The sequence below is a fragment of the Thiofractor thiocamini genome, from assembly GCF_055384375.1.
In genome coordinates, this window is the sequence record NZ_AP042389.1 from 1,404,799 (window position 1) to 1,426,691 (window position 21,893).

At 35.1% G+C, this 21,893-nt stretch carries 21 protein-coding genes; 8 read left to right on the plus strand and 13 right to left on the minus strand.

All coding sequences use genetic code 11. The features are described 5' to 3' along the window. Positions 1-3: 3 nt before the first annotated feature. The 9 genes from ACZ47B_RS07065 to msrA form a co-directional block, all read right to left on the minus strand. Positions 4-561 carry a pyruvate flavodoxin oxidoreductase subunit gamma gene (locus ACZ47B_RS07065; protein WP_464893839.1) on the minus strand — a complete coding sequence of 186 codons (558 nt, stop codon included), beginning with the start codon at positions 559-561 and terminating at the stop codon, positions 4-6. An 82-nt stretch (positions 562-643) separates the two neighbouring features. Next, positions 644-1,285: an HAD family hydrolase gene (locus ACZ47B_RS07070; protein ID WP_464893840.1), complete on the minus strand. Its 642-nt coding sequence runs from the start codon at positions 1,283-1,285 to the stop codon at positions 644-646. After that, entirely contained in the window at positions 1,260-2,567 is a 1,308-nt protein-coding gene (locus tag ACZ47B_RS07075; RefSeq protein ID WP_464893841.1) for a TAXI family TRAP transporter solute-binding subunit, read from the minus strand. Before ACZ47B_RS07075 ends, ACZ47B_RS07070 begins: the two co-directional genes overlap by 26 nt. Before the next feature lie 10 nt (positions 2,568-2,577). Next, a complete protein-coding gene (locus tag ACZ47B_RS07080; protein ID WP_464893842.1) occupies positions 2,578-3,777 on the minus strand; it encodes an OmpA family protein in 1,200 nt (399 codons plus the stop codon). 62 nt (positions 3,778-3,839) lie between these two features. Then, positions 3,840-5,339: a peptide-binding protein gene (locus ACZ47B_RS07085; RefSeq protein ID WP_464893843.1), complete on the minus strand. Its 1,500-nt coding sequence runs from the start codon at positions 5,337-5,339 to the stop codon at positions 3,840-3,842. A 63-nt stretch (positions 5,340-5,402) separates the two neighbouring features. Then, positions 5,403-6,947, minus strand: a complete 1,545-nt coding sequence (locus ACZ47B_RS07090; protein ID WP_464893844.1) for a SulP family inorganic anion transporter — start codon at positions 6,945-6,947, stop codon at positions 5,403-5,405. A gap of 84 nt (positions 6,948-7,031) precedes the next feature. Then, a complete protein-coding gene (gene rpsI, locus ACZ47B_RS07095; RefSeq protein WP_464893845.1) occupies positions 7,032-7,421 on the minus strand; it encodes a 30S ribosomal protein S9 in 390 nt (129 codons plus the stop codon). Between the two features lie 2 nt (positions 7,422-7,423). Next, positions 7,424-7,858: a 50S ribosomal protein L13 gene (gene rplM, locus ACZ47B_RS07100; RefSeq protein ID WP_464893846.1), complete on the minus strand. Its 435-nt coding sequence runs from the start codon at positions 7,856-7,858 to the stop codon at positions 7,424-7,426. A gap of 96 nt (positions 7,859-7,954) precedes the next feature. Beyond that, positions 7,955-8,533, minus strand: a complete 579-nt coding sequence (gene msrA, locus ACZ47B_RS07105; RefSeq protein ID WP_464893847.1) for a peptide-methionine (S)-S-oxide reductase MsrA — start codon at positions 8,531-8,533, stop codon at positions 7,955-7,957. A gap of 408 nt (positions 8,534-8,941) precedes the next feature. On the opposite strand from msrA, the gene amrS reads away from it, so the two are divergent. Genes amrS through ACZ47B_RS07130 form a run of 5 tightly spaced genes read left to right on the plus strand, consistent with a single transcriptional unit; the run spans position 8,942 to position 12,477 of the window. Beyond that, positions 8,942-9,931, plus strand: coding sequence for an AmmeMemoRadiSam system radical SAM enzyme (gene amrS, locus ACZ47B_RS07110; protein WP_464893848.1), 990 nt, complete (start codon positions 8,942-8,944; stop codon positions 9,929-9,931). Positions 9,932-9,941: 10 nt separating this feature from the next. Next, positions 9,942-10,745, plus strand: a complete 804-nt coding sequence (gene amrB / locus ACZ47B_RS07115; protein WP_464893849.1) for an AmmeMemoRadiSam system protein B — start codon at positions 9,942-9,944, stop codon at positions 10,743-10,745. 2 nt (positions 10,746-10,747) lie between these two features. Then, positions 10,748-11,359: a protein-L-isoaspartate O-methyltransferase gene (gene pcm, locus ACZ47B_RS07120; RefSeq protein WP_464893850.1), complete on the plus strand. Its 612-nt coding sequence runs from the start codon at positions 10,748-10,750 to the stop codon at positions 11,357-11,359. A gap of 30 nt (positions 11,360-11,389) precedes the next feature. Next, positions 11,390-12,193, plus strand: a complete 804-nt coding sequence (locus ACZ47B_RS07125) for a hypothetical protein (protein ID WP_464893851.1) — start codon at positions 11,390-11,392, stop codon at positions 12,191-12,193. Then, complete coding sequence (locus tag ACZ47B_RS07130; RefSeq protein WP_464893852.1) at positions 12,190-12,477, plus strand: MoaD/ThiS family protein; 288 nt, start codon at positions 12,190-12,192, stop codon at positions 12,475-12,477. Before ACZ47B_RS07125 ends, ACZ47B_RS07130 begins: the two co-directional genes overlap by 4 nt. Here ACZ47B_RS07130 and ACZ47B_RS07135 read toward each other — a convergent pair whose 3' ends face one another. The 4 genes from ACZ47B_RS07135 to ACZ47B_RS07150 are packed head-to-tail and all read right to left on the minus strand — an operon-like array spanning position 12,478 to position 18,611. Then, positions 12,478-13,239, minus strand: coding sequence for a YdcF family protein (locus ACZ47B_RS07135; protein WP_464893853.1), 762 nt, complete (start codon positions 13,237-13,239; stop codon positions 12,478-12,480). Next, the gene (locus tag ACZ47B_RS07140) at positions 13,239-13,529 is read right to left on the minus strand and encodes a hypothetical protein (protein ID WP_464893854.1); all 291 of its coding nucleotides are present in this window, start codon (positions 13,527-13,529) and stop codon (positions 13,239-13,241) included. The genes ACZ47B_RS07135 and ACZ47B_RS07140 overlap by 1 nt, the downstream gene beginning before the upstream one ends. After that, positions 13,522-16,269, minus strand: a complete 2,748-nt coding sequence (locus tag ACZ47B_RS07145) for a RecB-like helicase (RefSeq protein WP_464893855.1) — start codon at positions 16,267-16,269, stop codon at positions 13,522-13,524. The genes ACZ47B_RS07140 and ACZ47B_RS07145 overlap by 8 nt, the downstream gene beginning before the upstream one ends. Then, positions 16,266-18,611 (minus strand): PD-(D/E)XK nuclease family protein, encoded by a 2,346-nt coding sequence (locus ACZ47B_RS07150; RefSeq protein ID WP_464893856.1) that lies wholly within the window; start codon positions 18,609-18,611, stop codon positions 16,266-16,268. Before ACZ47B_RS07150 ends, ACZ47B_RS07145 begins: the two co-directional genes overlap by 4 nt. A gap of 162 nt (positions 18,612-18,773) precedes the next feature. On the opposite strand from ACZ47B_RS07150, the gene ccoG reads away from it, so the two are divergent. The 3 genes from ccoG (at position 18,774) to ACZ47B_RS07165 (ending at position 21,889) form a co-directional block, all read left to right on the plus strand. Next, entirely contained in the window at positions 18,774-20,207 is a 1,434-nt protein-coding gene (gene ccoG / locus ACZ47B_RS07155; RefSeq protein WP_464893857.1) for a cytochrome c oxidase accessory protein CcoG, read from the plus strand. A 102-nt stretch (positions 20,208-20,309) separates the two neighbouring features. Next, positions 20,310-21,080 (plus strand): SDR family NAD(P)-dependent oxidoreductase, encoded by a 771-nt coding sequence (locus tag ACZ47B_RS07160; RefSeq protein WP_464893858.1) that lies wholly within the window; start codon positions 20,310-20,312, stop codon positions 21,078-21,080. Continuing rightward, positions 21,077-21,889 (plus strand): DUF4197 domain-containing protein, encoded by an 813-nt coding sequence (locus ACZ47B_RS07165; protein ID WP_464893859.1) that lies wholly within the window; start codon positions 21,077-21,079, stop codon positions 21,887-21,889. Before ACZ47B_RS07160 ends, ACZ47B_RS07165 begins: the two co-directional genes overlap by 4 nt. Positions 21,890-21,893: the final 4 nt, after the last annotated feature.

Genomic DNA, 21,893 nt, shown 5'->3' on the forward strand with positions numbered 1-21,893 from the left:
CCCTTATTTTACTTCATTGTATGCCCGCTCAATTGCAGCCATATTTGCATCTATAATCTTTTGAGGAAATTTACTCAAAACTTTAAGCATTGCATTTTTAAAATACTCAAGTTCAAACATACCTGACACTTTCATCAATGCTCCAAGCATAGGTGTGTTTGGTATAGCTCTTCCTATCGTATCCATGGATATCTTCATACAGTCAACCGTATGGACATCTTTGTCTTGCAGTTTTGGTACTTTTTCAACCAATTCATCTTTATTTAAATGAGTTGTTATAATGTATTTTGTATTTTCTTTATCATTGGCTGTTATATCAGCAGAATAAACAAGTGCCGGGTCGATTACAAGTACATAATCCGGTCTCATAAATTTTTCATGATTTATGATAGGCTTATCATCTATCCTGTTATATGCGGTCATTGCCGCTCCCCTCTTTGCCGAACCGTAAAAAGCAAAGGCTTGCACCTCTTTTCCGGTATTGGCAACAACGTCACCCAAGCCCTTGGCTCCGGTTACCGCCCCCTGTCCGGCACGGCTATGCCATCTTATCTCTAACATTAATTCTCCTTTGAATTGCGATAAAAATTATCTTATTTTATGAAAACATCACTTAAGATGTGCTTTAAATGTAAAATAATATTTATAATGATTGTAAAAGTGTTACCGCAGAGAAAGTATCTTCTTTGATAAATGAAGTATATGCTTTCAATTCTTCTTCTTTAGCATATCCGCTCAAAACCCCTATGGAGTTTACATTTGCATTTTTTGCAGAGAGTAGATCAAACCTGGTATCTCCTATCATCCATACGTTTTCTTTTGAAGATCCCATCAGATCAAGGGCTTTTTCTATGGGTTCACCATGGGGCTTTGGATGCACTACGTCTTCTCTTCCTATGAGAACTTGAAAGTATTGCATAACCTCCAGATGTTCAAGTATCTCTTTGGAGTATCTGCCGGTTTTTGTCGTAACGATGCCGATGTCGGCAAACGATGAAGCTTCGATGATGGCTTCTTTGGCTTTTGGCAAAAGAGTGGTCATATTTAAGGCTCTTTGCCTGTAAAATCTTTTATACTCCATGACACACTCATCTGTATATTTTGTATCTACATTTAGATTTATGAACATATCTTCCAAAGTATGGCCTATATGTTTTTTGATATCATCCTGGGAAGGCTTTTTAAAATCAAACTTTTCAAAAACATCCAAAAAACTTGAGATGATGGCATCGGTGGAATCTATAAGGGTCCCGTCCAAATCAAACAGTATCGTTTTCTTGTTCAAGAATGTTCTTTTTATTTTTAAGTTTTTTAAGTATCAAATCTATATGAAGTTGAAGATTATAATACTCCCCCATGTATGAAAGAGGTATGTTGGTCTGCTCTTTTATCTCTTTTTGAAGTTCTTTTATCTTGTCTATACTGTTTTGAACTTTTACCAAATTCATAAATTCGATATTTTTATCTATCTCATTTAGTTTTCCGTACCATTTATATATCTTGTATCTTATCCTCCATCTGTATATAGGTAAGATTCCTTTGAAAAAAGGAAGTAAAAGAGTTATAAGAGGTATCAAAAAGATAATAAGTCTGTTTATGGTAACAGCTACCCTGAAAGGAAAGATTTTCTCTAAAAAAGAGTCACCTTTTATAAGATATATTTTTGCATCTTCGTTCATTGGTATCTGGGTAAATTTTGAATTTGGGAAAAATCCCTCATCCGCAAACAGTGTTTTTTTGGAGTGAACTTTTTTGGCAATTTTTAAGAGAAGCTTCATAAGCTCAGGGTTGAAATTGTTGTTTTGCACCAGAGTACAGGTAGTAGCAAGCAAAATCTTGTCTGATGAAGGGATGTTTTGCTTTAAGTCTATGATACCCTCACCAAGAGTCAAATCAGTTAAAAAAAGAAACTTTTGCTTGTAAGCCAACGCTCTTTTAAAACTAAAAAGCTTGATATTTTCATCACTTAAAAGTTTTTTTATATTTGGAGATGAAGGTGAGACTACCATAAAAAGAGCATCTATCTTTCCCTCTTTGAGCTGCTTTATAGAATCATGTGAGCTTAGATATTTGATATGCGTATTTTTAGGAGTTATATCATTTTCTTTTAAAAGCAGTTCACTCAAAGCTTTCGTGCCACTGCCGTTTTCTCCTATGGATATGGTTTTGCCTTTTAAATCATACAGATAATCTATGCTTTTTAGTTTCCTGCTGTAAAAAACCCATAAAGGCTCATAAAAGATACTTGCAAGTGATGAAAGTCTATCATCTTTAACATATTTTCCAGCAGTTCCGCCTTGCACGAAAGCGACATCGACTTTTCCCTCATCAAGAAGCTTCAAGGCTTCAACACTTCCCGCAGTCGTTACTATGTTTAGAGTGATTTTCTCTTTCTTCAGTAATTTTTGATAAATCTTTGCAAAGTGGTAGTACGCACCGTCACTTCTACCGGTTGCTATGGTAAAAGATTTCGGAGGAGCGGGTTTGATAAATTTGGCGGTTGCAAAAAACGCAAGTATGGCTACTGCCACAAACAGCAGCCATACAAAATATTTGCTTTTGAACACTAAAACCCTTTTAGTTTCTCTCGAGTTCTATTACGACTCTTCTATTTTCAAATCGTCCTTCTTTTGTATCATTAGAAGCTACAGGATTCTCTTCACCATAGCCTTCAGCTCTTATCTTTTCAGGGTTTACACCAAGTTGTATAAGTTTTGTTCTCACCGCAAATGCTCTCATTTTTGACAACTTCTTATTGTAATCGGCACTTCCTCTAGAATCAGTATACCCTTTTACAACGATATCATAATAGTTTTGAACTTTTTTAAGATATGTGGCATACTCTTTTAATTTGCTGAAATATTCAGGTTTTATAACAGCTTTATCTGTATCGAAATTTAGATGCAATGTAAGAGCTACAGGACATCCCATATCATTCACTTTAACTCCCATTGGGGTATTCGGGCATTTGTCGTTTGCATCTATGACGCCGTCATGGTCACTATCCAAAGGACATCCGTTTCTGTCTACCATTACACCCTCAGGAGTTCCAGGACACTTGTCATGACTATCCAACACACCATCGTTGTCACTATCGACTTCACAGCCGTATTTGTCTACTTTTACTCCCGGTTTTGAGTGAGGGCATCTATCGTCTTTATCATATACTCCATCACCGTCACTATCTTTTGGTGCTTCCATTTTTTTAGCCGGTATGACAACAGGTTTTGCTTTTGGAGCTTCTTTTTGGGCAACTTTTCCAAAAGGTATACCTATGCCGGCTGTGAAAATGACATTGTTATCGCTGTGAGAAAATTTGATGAGATGTCTAACATCGAACTTTGCAAAAAGGTTTTGAGCAACTTTGTATTTAAAACCAAGGCCGTAATTGAAAAATCCGCTGTCTTTATTGTCGAACTGCTCATTGCTCAACTCTTCATATCCTATACCGACAAGCGAATAAAGAGATGCTTTGTCATTTAACTTGTAATCTTTTATCAAGTTTACGAAAAATCTGTTAAAATCCGTGTCGAGATTTGAATTATCATAGTCGACATTGCTGCTTCTTAGATAACCAAGTTCAACTTGATCGAACATCAAGCTACTGTCAAGATTTATGCCAAGGCTTCCGCCATAAGTCAAATGGTCTTCAAGATCAAGGTTACCTTCGGGAACCACCTCGCCTATCATAGGCGTAAACTCATACTTATACATACTGTTGTCGGCAAAAAGCAAGCTTGCGCCGAGTGCCAATGCGGCTATGGTTATCTTCTTCATTATTTCTCCTTAAGTTGTCATAATTGGGTAATTATATCACAAATATTGTGAATATTGTGAATTTATGGCTTTATCCAATCCACTTCATTATGCATTACCCCTATGATAGAGGGGGTAACGTTTTTTATCTTTTTATTCACTACGGTTATGGAGTTTGGAATATATAAAAAAAGATATGGTTTATCCTCTACGATAAGTTTGAAAATTCTTTTATAGATTCTTGACAACTCTTTTTTATCTATCGATTTTTCAGCTTTTGTTATCAGTTTATCTACTTCTTTGTTGTGGTAGTGCACAAAATTAAAACCACCCGGTTTATCCGAGTCACCATGCCATATACTGTAGGCATCGGGCATAAGTCCAAGTCCCCAGCCAAGAAGTATGGCTTCATAACGCCTTGGGGCTATGACGGTATTTAAAAAAGCTTGCCACTCCAATATCCTTATCTTCATCTTGACTCCGATTTTTCCAAACTGGTACTGAAGTATCTGAGCTGCATAAACTCTTGTTGAATTGTTGGAGTTGGTAGTCAACGTGAAAGAAAGCGGGTGGGATTTGTCATATCCCGCTTTTTTCAAAAGCTCTCTTGCCTTTTTTAAGTTTACTTTGGTGATTTTTACTTTTTCGTTATATGCAAAAGTTCCCGGCATAAAAGGACCTCTGCAAGGTTTGGCATGGCCAAAAAAAAGTATATCGGACAACTCTTTTCTATCAATCGCCAAAGAGAGAGCCTCTCTTACTCTTATATCTTTGAATTTTTCATTTTGAAGGTTAAACCCCATATATGTATAGCCGTGTGAGGGCATCTCGTAAATATTGTAGTAGTCCTTAAAACTTTTATCTATCTGTCTTTCATACTGCAAGGGCGTAATGGAGCCGACATCTAGTTTATGGGATTTTAGCATTAGAAACTGAGTTGAGGGATCGGGCATGAAGGAGTAAATTATCTTGTTTATATGGGGCTTGTGCAAAAAGTAGTTTTTGTTTGCAAAAAGATTGATATTTTTATTTACTTCAAATTTATGCAAAATATATGGACCCGTTCCAATCGGATGAGAGTTTAACTCTGAAGTCATCGGATTTTTTTCATTTTCCCATAAGTGAGCCGGGAGCAATCCCATCATCCATATCTCAACCGCTTTGAAGTAAGGCTGCTTGTACTTTACTTCTACGGTATAGTTATCCAAAGATTTTATACTTTTTACATACTTGAAATCATCCGCATAAGGTGTGAAAACCTTAGGTGAAGTTATCAGATTGTATGTAAATACCACATCTTTTGCACTAAACGCTCTACCATCACTCCACTTTACATCTTTTCTAAGGTTAAAAATAAGAGTTTTATTATCAACAAAATGATAATTTTTAGCAAGTTCCGGTACAACTTTGCCATCCTTGTCATACTTGACCAAGGCATTAAATATCCAGGAGCTTATCTCACCGCTTGCACTATCGGTTGCCAAGATAGGATTTATCCTGCTTGGATTGGATGAAATACTCAAGTGCAAAGTTGAAGAGAAAGCAAAAATTGTTACCATATATAAAGATATAAGAAATTTCATAAATACATTATCCCAAATTTTGCATTATAAATTGCTTTGGTATTATACTATTCAATAATCATATCAATAATCATATGCGACCTTGTAGTTTGGATCATCCTCTTCATACGTGCAGAATCTGCCTGCATTTTTCATGATGGATTTGCACTCTTTGCTTAAGTGCCTTATCTTTATATTTTTTCCATATTCCTGGTATTTTTTACCTATGGCATCTATAGCTTCTACGCCGCTTATATCCATGACTCTGGCATTTTTAAAATCCAATACTACATTTTTAGGATCGTGTTCCACATCGAACTGTTCATTGAAACTGGCAACTGAACCGAAAAACAAAGGTCCGTCAAAATCATATACTTTCGTACCGTCCTTTTCTATATGTGTTTTTGCATACACTCTTGCATGCTTCCATGCAAATGCCAAAGCAGATATGATAACACCGCTTATAACCGCTATGGCTAGATCGTACTTTATGGTTATAAGAGTAACACTCACCAGCACAAAAGCATCAACTTTTGGCATTTTGGTTATCCTTGCAAAACTACTCCACTCAAAAGTACCGACTGAGACCATAAACATGATGCCTACTAGTATAGCGATAGGAATGATATTTAAAATATCGGTAAGAGTTGCAACGAGCACTATAAGCCCTATCGAAGCCGTAACACCCGATAGTCTGCCAAGACCTCCAGAGGTATAGTTTATGATGGATTGTCCTATCATCGCACATCCCGGCATTGCACCGAAAAATCCACAGGCTACATTCCCAACACCCTGGGCTATACACTCCTGATTACCACTTCCTCTTGGACCATCACCTATCTCATCCAAAACAGAAAGTGTAAGCAAAGATTCTATTATACCTACAAGAGCTACTATAACAGCATAAGGCAAAACCATTTGCCATGCATTCAAATCCGTGATAACCGAAGGGATTCCAAAGGTCGGTAGCTTACCCTTAAAGGCCGATAGATCAGCCAAGTCACCTACAAGTTTGGTATCCAAATGAAAAATATATACAACCAATGTCAAGACAACGATAGCCACCAATCCAGCCGGAACCGCATCTGTAAATTTTGGCATAAGATACATGATAAGCATCGTTACAACGATAATCACATACATCACATATGAACTGTTTTGCAAAAATTTAAACTGACTTGTTGCTATAACTATGGCTAAACCGTTTACAAAACCATGAAGTGCAGGTTGAGGAACAAGCCTTATGAATTTCCCAAGCCTCAACGCTCCTATGGATATCTGTATAAAACCGGCCATTATAGCTGCCATGGTTATAAACTGCACTATGCCATATGACAGATCGTCCGAGTTCAATCCTTTGGAAAGGAGGTAAGTTTTGGCACTGATTGTCAAGCCGACCAAAACTACCGCAACAGAACCTGTTGCCCCACTTATCATCCCGGGTTTTCCGCCTATCAAAGAAGTTATAAGCCCAAGCATGAAAGCCGTGTAAAGTCCAACTATAGGACTGACTCCGGCTATAAATGAAAACGCTATGGCTTCAGGAACCAATGCAACGGAAACTACAAGCCCTGAGAGTATATCTTTTTTTGGAGATATACCGATGAAGGTTTCTTTAAATTTTAACAAATATCGTCCTAGTATGTGTGATTTGGTTTGTGGTGAAGTGGATAGATAAACAATCCGACGATTTGTCGGATTGTTCTTTGAAAATTATCTTTTACTAAATTGTGGGCTTCTTCTTGCTTTTCTTTTACCGTATTTCTTTCTTTCAACTACTCTTGAGTCTCTTGTAAGAAGTCCATATGGTTTTAATGTATTTCTAAAGTCATTGTCATAAAGACACAAAGCTTTTGATATACCATGTCTTAAAGCATCTGCTTGAGCAGAGTATCCACCGCCTAAAGTTACGGCTATGACATCTATGCTTCCTAATTGTTTAGTCAAGAACAAAGGTTGCAAAACTCTCTTTTTTATAGCTTCGTGACCACCTAGCCACTCATCAAGGCTTGCACCGTTGATACTCATCTTTCCGCTTCCGGGTTTTATCCAAACTTTAGCAATTGAGCTTTTTCTTTTACCTGTTGCATAAATCTTTGCCATAACTATTTATCCTCTTTCTTTTTATTTACTTGAGCAGAATGCGGATGCTCACTTCCTGCATAAACTTTTAGTTTTTTAAGCATCTCTTTTCCAAGATTTGTTTTTGGTAGCATACCTCTTGTAGCTAGTCTATAAAGTTTTGTAGGGTTGTTTTCAAGCAATTTACCCAATTTCTCACTCTTTACACCACCAAAGTAGCCAGTGTGTCTATGATATAGTTTATCATTTAATTTTGCGCCGCTAAAGTCCGCTTTACTGGCATTGATAACCACTACATAATCACCACAATCAACATGTGGAGTAAAGTAAGGTTTATGTTTTCCCCTTAGAAGCGTAGCAACTTCAGTTATAATCCTACCAAATCTTTTACCGGTCGCATCGATAACTACCCAGTCTCTTTGAACCTCGTTTGGCTTTACCATTTTTGTAAATTTCATCTTTTTACCTTTCGCCTTTTAAATAGAAGTGGTATTGTAGTGGAATAAATCTTACAAATAGCTGAATTTAAGTAGTATATAAGTTTATATGTAAAACTATTTTTTAAATTTTACCCCTGTTCGGTGGTCAGGGCAATATCCGAAGATATTTTTCATAAGGTAATTTTGGTGAAACTCTTCAGCTCTATAAAATTTTTTCAGCGGTCGAATCTCGGTGGTAATTTTACCGTATCCAGCTTTCGTAAGTAGTTTCTGATACTCCTCTTTCGTTCTCAAAGCTATCTTTTTTTGTTCATTTGTAGTATAAAATATAGCACTCCTGTAGTTGTTACCTATATCATTTCCCTGCTTGTCGGCTTGAGTCGGATCGTGCAACTCCCAAAAACTCTTGATCAGTTTTTCCGTTGAAATCTTTGCATCATCATATGTGACCTCAACTGATTCTGTATAATTGACTATGCCTTTTGGGGCATGTTTTCCATACTTTAAAACCTTCTCATATGTCGGATTTGGATAGTTTCCTCCGGCATATCCGCTTATAGCATCCAAAGCACCCTTCATGCCTTCATAATACCTTTCCACTCCCCAAAAACACCCGGCTGCAAATACGATCTTTTGCTCTTTTGCAAAAGATGCGACTAAAATGACTAACAATATCAACACAGCTTTTTTCATTATTTTTCTCCGATTTTTATATATACAATGCTATTACAATAGTATCATATTTTTACAAATATTCTATAAATATTGGGATATAATTATCGTACTAAAGGATATACATGAAAAAGTTTTTAAAAGAACTATATGGAGCGGGAATGCTCTTTTTTTATTTTATAAAATGGCCTTATTTGCTTGTGTTTGGATACCTGTATCTCTTTAAAGATTTTAAAGACAACTATATTTTAAATATTTTGTGGATTTATTGCTTGTTTTTGATCATAAAAGATTTGGTATATTTTCTTAAATATAGCAGTAAATGCTCTAATAGCAAAAAATGTAATAAATAAGTCTTATCTTGACATTTTATCTTTAATGTGATATATTTAAGATAGTTTAGTCATATAGACTAAAGGAGGTTATATCATGAAGTATTATGAAACATTGAAAAACGGGAAGATAAAATGTCTTTTATGCAGGCACTACTGCCAGCTAAAAGAGGGGCAGGTAGGTATCTGCGGGGTAAACAAAAATGAAAACGGTAAACTAAAAAATCTGGTTTATTCTCACCCAAGTGCATTAAATGTGGACCCGGTTGAAAAAAAACCTTTATATCATTTTTTGCCGGGCACTTTGGCTCTTAGTTTAGGAACTGTAGGGTGTAATTTTGCATGTCCTTTCTGTCAGAACTGGGGGATTTCCCAGTCAAAAAATATAGACAAAAGTGTCAGTATAGAGCCGCCCGATATGGTAGAACTTGCCAAAAAATACAAATGCGATTCCATAGCTTATACATATAACGAACCGACTATATTTTATCCTTATGCAAAAGATATAGGAGTTTTGGCAAAAGAACAGGGGATAAAAAGTATCTTCGTCAGCAATGGTTTTGAATCACCCGAAGTGCTAAAAGATATGCCTTCGTGGCTGGACGGTGCAAATATAGATCTAAAAAGCTGGGATGAAAAATACTACAAAAGAGTTCTAAAAGGCGGGCTTGAAGCTGTCAAAGATACTCTTAGAAAAATGGTAAAAGAGGGTATTTGGGTAGAAGTAACGACACTTTTGATCGAGGGAGAAAACGACTCCAAGAAGGATTTGGAAGAGATGGCGACTTTTATAGCCGATGAGCTGGGTCATCATGTACCATGGCACCTGAGTGCCTTTCATCCGGATTATAAAATGAAAGACCATAGCTATACCGGTTTGGAAACTTTGAAAAAAGCTTACGATATTGCTAAAAAAGCAGGTCTTTACTATGTATATCTTGGAAATGTACCCGTTCATGGTGATACATACTGCCCGCAATGCGGTGAACTTTTGATAGATAGAACAGGTTATAACGTAACTATAAACAACCTGGTTGACGGACACTGTCCAAAATGTAAAAGAGAGATAGAGGGTATATGGAAATAAGGAGGTTAAAATGAATATAAGAAAAATGGCGGTCGGCGGAGCTTTTTATCCGGCTGATCCGAATGAGATAAAAAAAATGTATGAGTACTACAACGAGATTCTTGATAAACATTTAAAAGATGATGATATTCTAAAAGCTCACCCAAAAGCTGTGATAGTCCCACATGCGGGGTATATTTACTCAGCTTTCACTGCAAATATAGCTTTTAGAACACTTAAAAATTCCAACCCAAAAAGAGTGATCGTTATAGGCCCTAGCCATAAAGTGTATATTGAGGGGGCTAGTATATCTTTACAGGATGAGTTTGAAACTCCTTTTGGAAATTTGGATATAGACAACTCCTTGGCAAATGAACTCAAAGATAAATTTGGACTTTCATTCGTGCCTGATGCCCACAAAGAGCACAGTACGGAAGTACAGATGCCTTTTATAAAGTACTATATGCCGCAGACAAAAGTCATAGAGATAGTTTACGGCAGAATTTCCCCGGGTGAGCTTGAAAAAATCATAGAGTATGTACTCCAAGATGAAGATAATGCAGTTGTCATAAGCAGTGATCTTAGCCACTACTATGACATAAAAAAAGCAAATACTATAGATTCCGTTTGTTTGGAAGCCGTATCCAAGCTCGATACATCTATGTTGCACCAGGGTTGTGAAGCCTGTGGCATACTGGGTATCGAAGCTATCATGCTGTATGCAAAGAAAAGCGCTCTGAAACCTATACTTTTAGACTATAAAACAAGTGCTGATGCAAGTGGGGATGAAAGTGCCGTTGTCGGCTATATGAGTGCGGCATTTGTTAAGGAATAAGCATGAACAACGAAGAATTGGTAAATCATCTTGTGATCTCAGGGGTGCTTAAAACCCCCGAGATCATCGAAGCATTTTTAAATGTTGACAGAAGATACTTCGTTCCAAACGAGTTGAAAGACAAAGCATATATAGACGCTTCTTTGCCCATAGGCAATGATCAAACCATTTCGCAGCCTTCAACCGTAGCCTTCATGCTTGAACTTTTAGAGCCAGAAAGAGGAGATGATATACTTGATATCGGTTCAGGATCGGCTTGGACAACATCTTTGCTATGCTATATAGCAGGGAAAAACGGCAAAGTGACCGGGCTTGAAAGAGTGGAAAAGCTTATAGAGCAAGGACGAAAAAATCTTGATAAATTTAATCTTTACGGTAATTGTCAAATAGAAAAAGCTAAAGATGAGATAGGGTTGCCGGGTATGGAATTTGACAGGATACTTGTTTCGGCAAGTGCGAGAGAATTCCCTCAGACATTACTTCATCAACTGAAAAAAGGGGGAACGATGGTGATCCCTGTTAAAAATTCGATCATCAAGATTGAAAGATCACATGACGATAAAATCCTACAAAGTGAGTATCCGGGTTTTGTTTTTGTTCCGCTTATTTTGTAATTTAGCTATTCTTTGGCTATAATTATCATTATGAAAACAGATAATCTCAAAATATCTATATCCAAAAATCTTTTTTTACCCATACTGGCTGTTATTGTTTTCATATCCACTCCCTTATATGACAATATATCCAAAAAATACATAGATAATTCACTCAAAGGTGCGATTGTAACATATGCACTTTTAAGAACATTAAATGCTGGAGTATCCGTAATACAAAAAAGCAGTATCACACTTGGAGTCGGCATAGAAGGCACTATCGCTATAGGAGAAGTGCTCGATCCCATCAATGACGCGGTAGAGAGATTTTCCGATATGATCACTCTTTCCATTTGGACACTCGGCAGTGAAAAAGCTCTTTATGAAATTTCAAAAACGAAGCTTGTTATAGTTTTTGTCATTTTGCTTGCGCTTGTGTCACTTTTTTATAAAAACAGGGTTTTGGACAAATTTTTGATAGTTTTGATAATTGTTAGACTTTTTATACCCTTTAGTGCCTTGGTTTCGCACTACTTCAACGGCGAGATTTTCGATCCCCAGATCCAAAAAAGCCTCAATGCCCTGAAATTTGCCAAAGCTAACACCGCTCTAAAAGTCCGCATACAAAAAAACGGTACTTTTTGGGATGATCTTCAAAACGGCATATCAGGTACCGCCAAATCATATGAAGAGTTTAAAAAGTCTATGAATTTTTATATAAACAATGCTTCACACATCATAAATGAACTGGTAAATCTCTCTATCTTCTACTTTGGAAAATATCTTCTAAATCTTCTTCTTTTACCTCTTCTGCTTGCATATATCATTCAAAACTCCATAAAGGACAAATTATGATCACCATCACTTTCAATGCTTTCTCATTTTTAAGGGAAAAATTAAAGAAAAAAGGTATAACCGAGTATGTCAATGCCAAAACACCCATACCTGATGACTGTAGCCTTAATCAGTTGATTGAAGAGGTGATGCACCTACAAAAAAATGATGTGGAAGCCACTTTCCTAAACGGTAAAGTTGTCCCTAAAGAAAGCATCATACACGATGGTGATAGAGTAGCTCTTGTGCCTCCTGGAACTCCAGGCTCATACAGACTGCAGTTGGGCATGAAAAATAGGGGCTGATTACCTTTTCATATACAAACTAAGCAAACCAAAATACTCATGTAATGCTATATAGCTTTTATCAAACGAGTACATATTTGGCAAAAGCTTAAAAAAATTGAAACTTGAACTATTTATCAAAAAATCAGTAGCTGAAGGTATAACCGTAAAACCCAATTTTCTATATATATTTAGAGCTCTTTTCATATGATATGCCGAAGTTACAAGCACTATCACAGGCTTTTTTATGCCTATTTTTGTCAGCAACTCTTTTGTATATTTTGCATTTTCGATAGTATTTAAACTTTTACCCTCAACAAATAACTTTTTTGTATCGTATTTTACACCAAGATATTTTGAAATCTCCTTCAAAGTCTCTTTAAAAGCGTCTGCCTCACTATAGCTCTTATCCACACCTCCGCCGGTAAATATCAAAGGAAGGTTTTCTTTTTTTGCCATCATTAAACCCCATATCGCCCTTTTAAAGGCGCTTTGCGACAATGGAAGATTGGAAGATCCCTTTATCCTCCCTCCGCCGAGTACGACAACGACATTTGCTTTTTTAAAACCATTCATATGTTTATTGTACGGACTTTCCAAAGGAGATAACAGCATATCGGATACATAAGAATTACTCAAGAGATAAAACACCACGGCACTGCTGAAAAAAAACCGTTTAAACCTCTTTATATACAAAGATGCAAAGAACAGTATAACTATAAAAATCCCCGGTGGAAGCACAAGATATGTAAAAAGCTTTGAAGCCATATAATATATACTCATCAAAAACTCTTTGTTTCTTTATTGTACTTGTAAACCTCCAAAGGATTTTCTCCAAGCTGTACTACCATCTTGAATTCATCGAAGTTTCCGCCTTTTTTCAGAGCTTTTTTAAATGTATCTTCCAAAAATGCCCTGGTATTGAAAAGTGGTGTTGAGCTGACTCCTTTGTATGCATACTCTTCGCCTTCTATCTCTATAAGCCCCTCTTTTTTCAAGTATTTATCAAAGGCTTTTTTATCTTCAAGGTTTTTTACCTCAACCACTACCAAAACATCGTACTCTTTACTCATTGTTTACCTCAACTATTTTTATGTTTTCTTTTTGCAGATAGCAAAGATATCCGCTTACTTTTTTTTCTTTTATCTCTCTTATAATATCCATATATTCTTTGACCTGCTTTATATGCGCATTTTGAACAAATTTTGAAGTTTTGTAATCTATGACTTTTATATCATCATGATTTTCCACCAACAAATCTATCTGTTTTAGTTTCCCTTCAAAAACTACAGGCAACTCCTTATAAAGCTTGGATGAATCATCTCTTATCTTCATGAATTCACTGTTTGTTAAAAGATTTTCTACCCTTTGTCTGATATCTTCTGTTTTTTGGATATCCAACAAGTCCTGATATCTGTTTTTCATAGCTTGATACGCACCATCTAACGACTCCTTGTCAAAGCCGTCAAGCATTTCAAGCATATAGTGGGTCGCAAGCCCAAAGTTTATAGCTTCAAAATCACTCTCTTTGTCATTGTCACTCTCTTCCTCAAAAGTCATAACATCTTTTTGTTTACCCACACTTGGCTCTTCATAATCAAAAGAAGGCTTTAAAATCGTCATTTTTTCACCGGTTGATTTTGGAAATTCTCCAAAAGATTCTTCTTTCAAATTTAAAACTGAAAATGCGGAATTTTTCTCTTTTTCTATGATAAACAGTGACTCTTTAGCTCTGGTAAAAGCGACATATATGGCATTTAGCTCATCCTCGAGCTGCAGTTTCTTCTCTTTTTCCAAAGCAGTTTTGTACTCCTTATCAACACACTCTCTGTTTTTTGCTTTCAAAAATAACTCTTTAGGTTTCAAATCTTCATATGACAAAACCCATGACTTTCTATCACTGTTTTTTCTCTTTAGTCTGTCACAAACTATCAAATGCTTAAACTCCAACCCTTTGGACTTATGAATTGTAAGTATCTTCAAGCCTTGTATATCCTTTTGGGAAGCTTGGACTTTAAAATCATCCAAACCAAAAAGCAAGCTCTCCATGTCATCATAACTTCTTAACTCATTTAAGAAGTCCAATACCGCCAAACTGTTCAATCCAAATTTTTTGATACATTCACAGGTAAAATCCAAAGGACTCATCTCCTTTGAAAACCCTTTTAGCTCTATTGCATCATTCTCGTCTTTACCTAAAAGTACCAAAAGATTGTAAAGATAAAATTTCTCTTCAAAATAGATATATTTCATACATTCCAGGATTATCTTCACTTCATGATTTGATATAAGCAAAGAGGTAGTTTGAGTTGCCACTTTTATGTCTTGTATCTCTTTTTTTATCTCCTCTTCCAAAGTAAAAGTATCATCATTTGTATATGTCAGAATCGCTATGTCATCCTCATTGATACCATTATCCAAAAGTTGTACAATTATGTCCAAAGAACTCTTTAACAATTCGTCGCTTTTTATGACTTTTGCATATCCTCCGCCTTTTTTATCATTTGGGATTTGAGGAAAATATCCCTCCATTTTACCCATAAAAGTTTGATTTACAAACTCAACTATCTCTTGTTTGCTTCTATAGTTGACATTTAGTCTCTTTACATCCAACGCATACCGTCTTGCCACTTCATAAAAAAGTTCTTTGTTGCCACCCCTAAATCTATATATCGACTGCTTTATATCCCCAACATAAAATATACTCCTATCCCCGCTTGCTCCGATACCTGATACTATCTCGTCAAACAAAGGTTTTAGTATCTCAAACTGCAATACACTGGTGTCTTGAAATTCATCAAGCAAAAGATGATCGAACTTCGCATCCAGCCTAAAGTAAAAAAAATCACGCTCAACTTCCCTATTTAGTATCTCATAAGTAAAGTTTGTGATATCCAAAAACTTCAAATCATTCAACTCTTTTTTAACATTGTAGTTGACCTCTTTAAAAATTTTGAAAAATTTTAAAAGATTGTTGATGTATTTTGACTCTCTATATAAAAAGTAACTTCTTATCTTGCTTTTTAACTTTTCAAATTCATCATCCCAAGAAGGTTGGTAACATTTTTTAAAGTAGTGATACTCTTCAAGAGATTCTTTGCAAAACCAACCGGCTTTATATATCTCTTCAATATTTTGCAATGATATAGCTTTTTTTCCGCTTGGTGATAGTTTATCGCACTCTAAAATCATCTTTTTTAAATCATTAAAAGTTTTAAGTACGACTTGTTCGCTAAACTCTGTTTCTCTCTTGCTCTCGGGTAATACAAAAAACTTTTCATAAAAGAAGTAAAGTATGTCAAAAACGGCATTTAACTTTTTATCTTCAAAAACACTAAATTTTATAAACTCACCATAAAGCCCGTATTTCTGCAGTGATTTTACAAAATGCAAAATGACAAGAGCCAAACTATCTTTTTGCTCTATGGTAAAATCAGGCATCAAACCTATATAAAAAGCGAATTTTCTTAAAATCAAGCTACAAAATTTATCGATAGTCAGTATATAATTGTCCTGTTTTAAAAAATTTTCATAGATACGATCCTTATCTTTCAAGATATCTTTTTCACTTCTTTTTAGTATCTTTGAAAGCTCTGAAAGTTCCGTCTTGTACTCATCGCTTTCTAAATTTTTCAGTGTATTTTGTATCCTTGTTTTCATCTCATTCGAGGCTTTGTTGGTAAAAGTCAGGGCTAGGATCTTGCTTGGTTGATTTCCTAAAAAAAGTAAAGATATATATCTCAAAGTCAAAGCGAAAGTTTTGCCGCTTCCCGCACTTGCCTCGTAAGCTACAAATCTATCGATATCTCTCATATCTCATCCCTTCCACAAAGTATAACATACGGGCAGTATCTGCAGTTTTTTATATCTTCACTCATTGAGAAATTATACTCTTTATGGTTTAACCCTTTAAACTTTTCCTTGAGCAGCAAAGTTTTTTCTTCAAGCAAATCTTCTTTTACGATCTCACCCTTGTTCAAATCATAAAAACCTGCCTCTTCTATCTTGTCATATCCGTTTTGCTTTGCTAACAAAAAGTAAAATTCCATTTGAAAATTGGTACTTTTTTCTATATTTTTCAAAGTTGTTTTATCTATTTTTCCAGTTTTATAATCAAGCAAGACAAATGCTTCATCCCTTTTGTCTATCCTGTCAATCGCTCCCCTTATCCTCACTCCTTCTACAATACCGTCCAAGCTTATCTCGGCATCATAAAAACCATATCCCTCTTCAAATCTCTTGATTTCATTTTTTGTAAATTTCTTTAACTTCTCTTTCCAAATATCAAGCATAAAACCAAGCACCGGCTCATTTTTGTCATTTAGCAGTAAACATAATTTATCCCACAACTCTTTTTCACTTTTAAAAACTCTGTTTTGTTTATAGAGTATTTTTAAAGCAAGATGGATTTTTTCTCCTATGATTCTTTCATTTACCTCATTTGAGGGGATTATAGCTTCGCTGATTTTTTTTATATATTGATAGTAAAATCTCCTTTTACACTCTAAAAATATTTTAAATGAAGTTGCGGAAAAAATAAAATTTTTAAAATCATATTCCATATACAAGTCAGATTCGAACTTGCGCATAAACTCTTTTTTGCTTTTTAGTAGTATATCTTTTAAATAATTCTCATCAAAGTTCTCTTTTTTTAACTCTTTTACAGGAATTTCTTCTAAAAATCTTGACGGTTTTTTATCTTCGTTGGATACTGCGCCGATAGCTACTTTTTTGGCATTTAAAAAGAGTTTATGATAGTAGTTTTTTTGTAGATTTTCCCTATCAGTCGATGTAGGTAAAGAGGCATGCTTTCTTACACTTGTGTTTAAAAACATATCTTTTGAGCTTTTTTTGGGAACTATCTCTTCATTGAAGTCAACCGCTATAACTCCCTCATATCGCATAAGTCTGCTCTCAAGCACTCCCATGACGGTTATCTTGCCTCCGCTCTTGTCATCAAGCCTGTTCTCTTTCAGTCTTGATAAAAAAAGATATAAAGCCTCTTTGAAAGTTACATTTTTTAATTCACCTTCTACTCTTTTAAATTTAAAAAGCTCATTTTTATATATAAGCACTTCCTCATTTTTATCACTTTCAAAGACAAAATCTTTCATCACCTCATCAAAATCAACTTCGCTGAATTTTTTAAAGAGATACTTGTCAAACTCTTTATAATTTTCAAAGTATCTTTTTATCCTGTAGATATTTTCATAACTTCTCTCTTCAAGATATAGATAAAATGCTTTTAATCTCTTATAAATACCGGATTTCTCAAACGAATACCCTGCGGCAAAATTAAAGATATTTTCACTGTCGAACTTTTCAATCTCTTTTACAAATTCTTCATCGGGGGTGATAACGACTATCTTTTCGGGTTTGATACCGGCTTTTATAAAATCATATATCTTTTTTTTGATATATGCAATTTGTAAAAGTTTATTGGAAGATTCGTAAAATTCGATCTCTTTTACAAAAGATGGCATATCTTTGGACTCTATGATTTTCTTATTTGAAACATCCAAACGATATAGCTTGTCATATTCCAAATCAAATCCCAACTTTTCAAATCTTTGCATCATCTTTTTTGTAAATATATTTGTTTGATATACTATCTCTAGATTTAGAACTTTGGAGATTTTACTTAAAAGCTCCATTTCATAACTGTTTAGATAACCATCTGCATATATCATGATACTTGAAAATCTTTTTAAGTATTCATAATTTATCTCATAAAGTTCAGGTAGTGTAATCTTGTCATAAAATCCCTCATTTCCTAAAAGTTTTTTATAATTTTCAAGCAGTATTTTTAAAATCTCAAGATGATTTTCATACTCGGCATAAGTATCAACCATGCTTATATCATCTATATCGACAAATTCCAAAGCAAGTTCTTCAAAAAAACCAAATAAAAACTTGCTTGATTTCAAAAATGAAAGGTACTCTTGTGGGATTTTCAACTCTTCAAATCTACTAAATGATGCAGCCTTGTTTAAAAACAACACTCTTTTATCATCATCAGCTAAAGTCTTATCTTTTACAACAACAACTCTTTTTTCAAATTCATCCATAGTGATAGACTTTGGCAAATACCCATCGCCATACCCATCGTAAAATTTCCTTATACACCTACTTGTAGGAAAAACATTTAACATCATTTGTTTACATTCCATTTTTAATTTTTAACTGTTAATTTTTAATTAAATTATACCCTATTGACATTTAAGAAATATAATAATATCATTACAAATGACAAAAATGTGATATTGTTATAAAAATTATAAGTTAAAATTATAACAATATTAATAAAAGGATATATTATGGGCAAGGGTAATTTCAAAAAACATATATATAGATACAAAAGGTACTATTTCTATATATTGGCAACCATAGTATCACTTGTACTACCTTGGATACGCATCAATGGCAATCACTTCTTTTTGCTGAATTTTGATCATATGAAAGTACATCTATTCTTCGTGAAATTCGATATGCAAGAGTTGTACCTGATGCCATTTTTACTCATCTTGCTCTTTTTGGGCATTTTCTTTATGACAACACTTGGTGGAAGGGTCTGGTGTGGATGGACTTGTCCTCAAACGATTTTTAGAGTTATATACAGGGACTTGATAAAAACGAAACTTCTTCATATAAGAAAAAGTATACAAAACAAGCAAGCTCCGGATAAACCGGGAACAAAAGGCAAAAAAGTTATCGCTATTTTGATATGGTCTGTTTTAGCTATCGTAGCAGGAGCTGATTTTATGTGGTATTTTGTACCGCCTGAGGATTTTTTCAAATATATCCAAGATCCCGGTTCTCATATGGTGATGCTTGGCTTTGTTTTTGGAATTGCGGCATTTTTGATATATGATATAACAAGATTGAAAGAGGACTTTTGTATATATGTTTGCCCATATGCTAGAGTTCAGTCCGTTATGTACGATGAAGAAACCATACAAGCTGTTTATGATGAAGACAGGGGTGGTATCATATATGAAGTTGACCCGCAAAGTGGTGCTCACTTGGATCACAAACTTGTAAAAAATAAAAAAGAGTTGCTTGCACTTGAACCTGATGCAGAGTGTACTTACTGTGAAGCATGTGTTAGAGTTTGTCCTACTCATATAGATATAAGGCAAGGAACTCAGCTTGAGTGTATTAACTGTCTTGAATGTGCCGATGCTTGTACAAAAGTCATGGGAGCTCTTGGAAAACCTTCACTTATAGAATGGAACTCCATATCAGCGGTCAAAGAGCATAGAAGACCTAAATTTTTAAGATTTAGAACTATAGCCTACGGTGTTGCTTTGACTATAGCACTTATAGCACTCTTTTTAATGAGTACGACCAAAGAGTATATGCTTTTAAACATCAACAGAACCGCAGAGTTGTATAGCATAGAAAATCATGGAAAAACAGTTGAAAATGCTTATGTAATGCTATTTCAAAATACACAAAACAAAAAACACAGTTACTACTTTGAAGTGCTTAAAAAAGATAAGACACCTTTTAAAGGTATATACATAGAAAGACCTAAAAAGCCTTTTCCTTTAAATGCGGGTAAAAAAGTCAAAAAGATAGTCGTTCTAGCAACTGATAAAATACTGGCAAAAGATACAACAAAAGATGTAACTATACCAATCATCATAAAAGCTTACGCAGTCGATGATCCTAAAAAGATAGTGGTTTACAGAAAAACCATCTTCGCCTTTCCAAGATATGACTATCTTGAAAAAGAGAGAAACAAATAATACTTAAAACTCCCGACCTCAAAGGTCGGGAGTTCCATTCAATTTCAACAAACTTTTAACAATGAGGTAGTAAAATGTTATACCCAACTCAAGGAGAATAACATGAACAATCTCAAAGGAAAATATGCTCTTGTAACAGGAGCAACTTCCGGGATAGGTGAAGCGGTAGCAAAAATGCTAGCCCAGATGGGTGTACATGTTTTGCTGCATGGAAGAGACAACGAAAAACTTCAAACATTAAAAACAAAACTTCAACGAGACTACAACAGTATAGATACCGTAACTTTCGACATAAGAAACAAAAAAGAGACTATCCAAAAAGTAAGTGAACTTACTCAAAAATATGACATAGACATACTTATAAACAGTGCCGGACTTGCCGCAGGGCTAGATAACTTTGACGAAGCCGACATAAACGACTTCGAAGAGATGATAGATACCAACATAAAAGGTCTGCTCTACGTTACAAGGACTATAGCTCCCTCTATGAGAAAAAGAAATAAAGGCCATATCATAAATCTTGGAAGTATTGCCGGCATTATGGGATATCCCAAAGGAAATGTCTACTGCGCCACCAAAGCAGCCGTAGGCATGCTAACAGATACACTCAACATAGACTTTGCGGGAACAAATATAAGAGTTTCCTGTGTAGAGCCGGGAGCGGTAGAAACAAACTTTTCCAATGTAAGATTTAAAGGGGATGAGCAAAAAGCAAAAAAAGTATATGAAGGGTATAAACCTTTGAGTGCCGAGGATATAGCTTATCTTATCATCTATATACTAAATGTACCGGAACATGTCAATATACAACATGCCCTCATCATGCCTACAGCTCAGAGAAATCCCTATGTTTTAAGCAAGGATGCACAGTGAAAAAATTATTGCCCCTGCTTATTTTTATAACCGTTTTTGCTTATGCTGACTGGACAAGCCTGCTTCAAGGTTTTACAGGTTCTAAGACTTCCTCAACCTCATCGACATCCATAACTTCATATGACAGGATTTCAGCCATCAAAGAAGCTTTAAAAACCGGAACGAAATATGCCGTATCAAATCTCTCAAAACAAAATGGATTTTTATCCAATCCAAAAGTAAAGATACCATTGCCTTCATCTTTGCAAAAAGCAGCAAGCATAGTCAAAAAATATGGCGGAAAAGAGTATGTGGATGATTTTGAAGCAGCTATGAACCATGCAGCAGAAAAAGCCGTACCTCAAACCTATGAAATTTTTCAAAACAGTATAAAAAACTTAAGTATAGAAGATGCGAAAAAACTCTTAAAAGGTGGGGATGGAAGCATAACGAACTTTTTCAAAGAAAAAGACAGTAAGCTTTTATATGAAAAGATATATCCTATAGTGAAAGACAGCATAAGAAATATAAACGTCATGCGTTATTATGACTCTTTCAAAGGGTATTATGAGAAGTATATGCCAAAGGTAAACCTTGGCGAAAGCACAAACTCCATACTTGGAACTGTTATGAATATAGCCAAGCAAACCGAAGCAAAAAAATATATGATAAACTTAAGTGAAAAAAGTCTTGATGATTATGTCACCAAAAAAAGTATAGACGGGCTTTTTCATATGATAGCAAGAGAAGAAAGCAAGATCAGAAAAAATCCACTTGCCTACTCGACCGGCATAGTTAAAAAAGTTTTTTCGGCATATATGAAGAAGTAGAGGA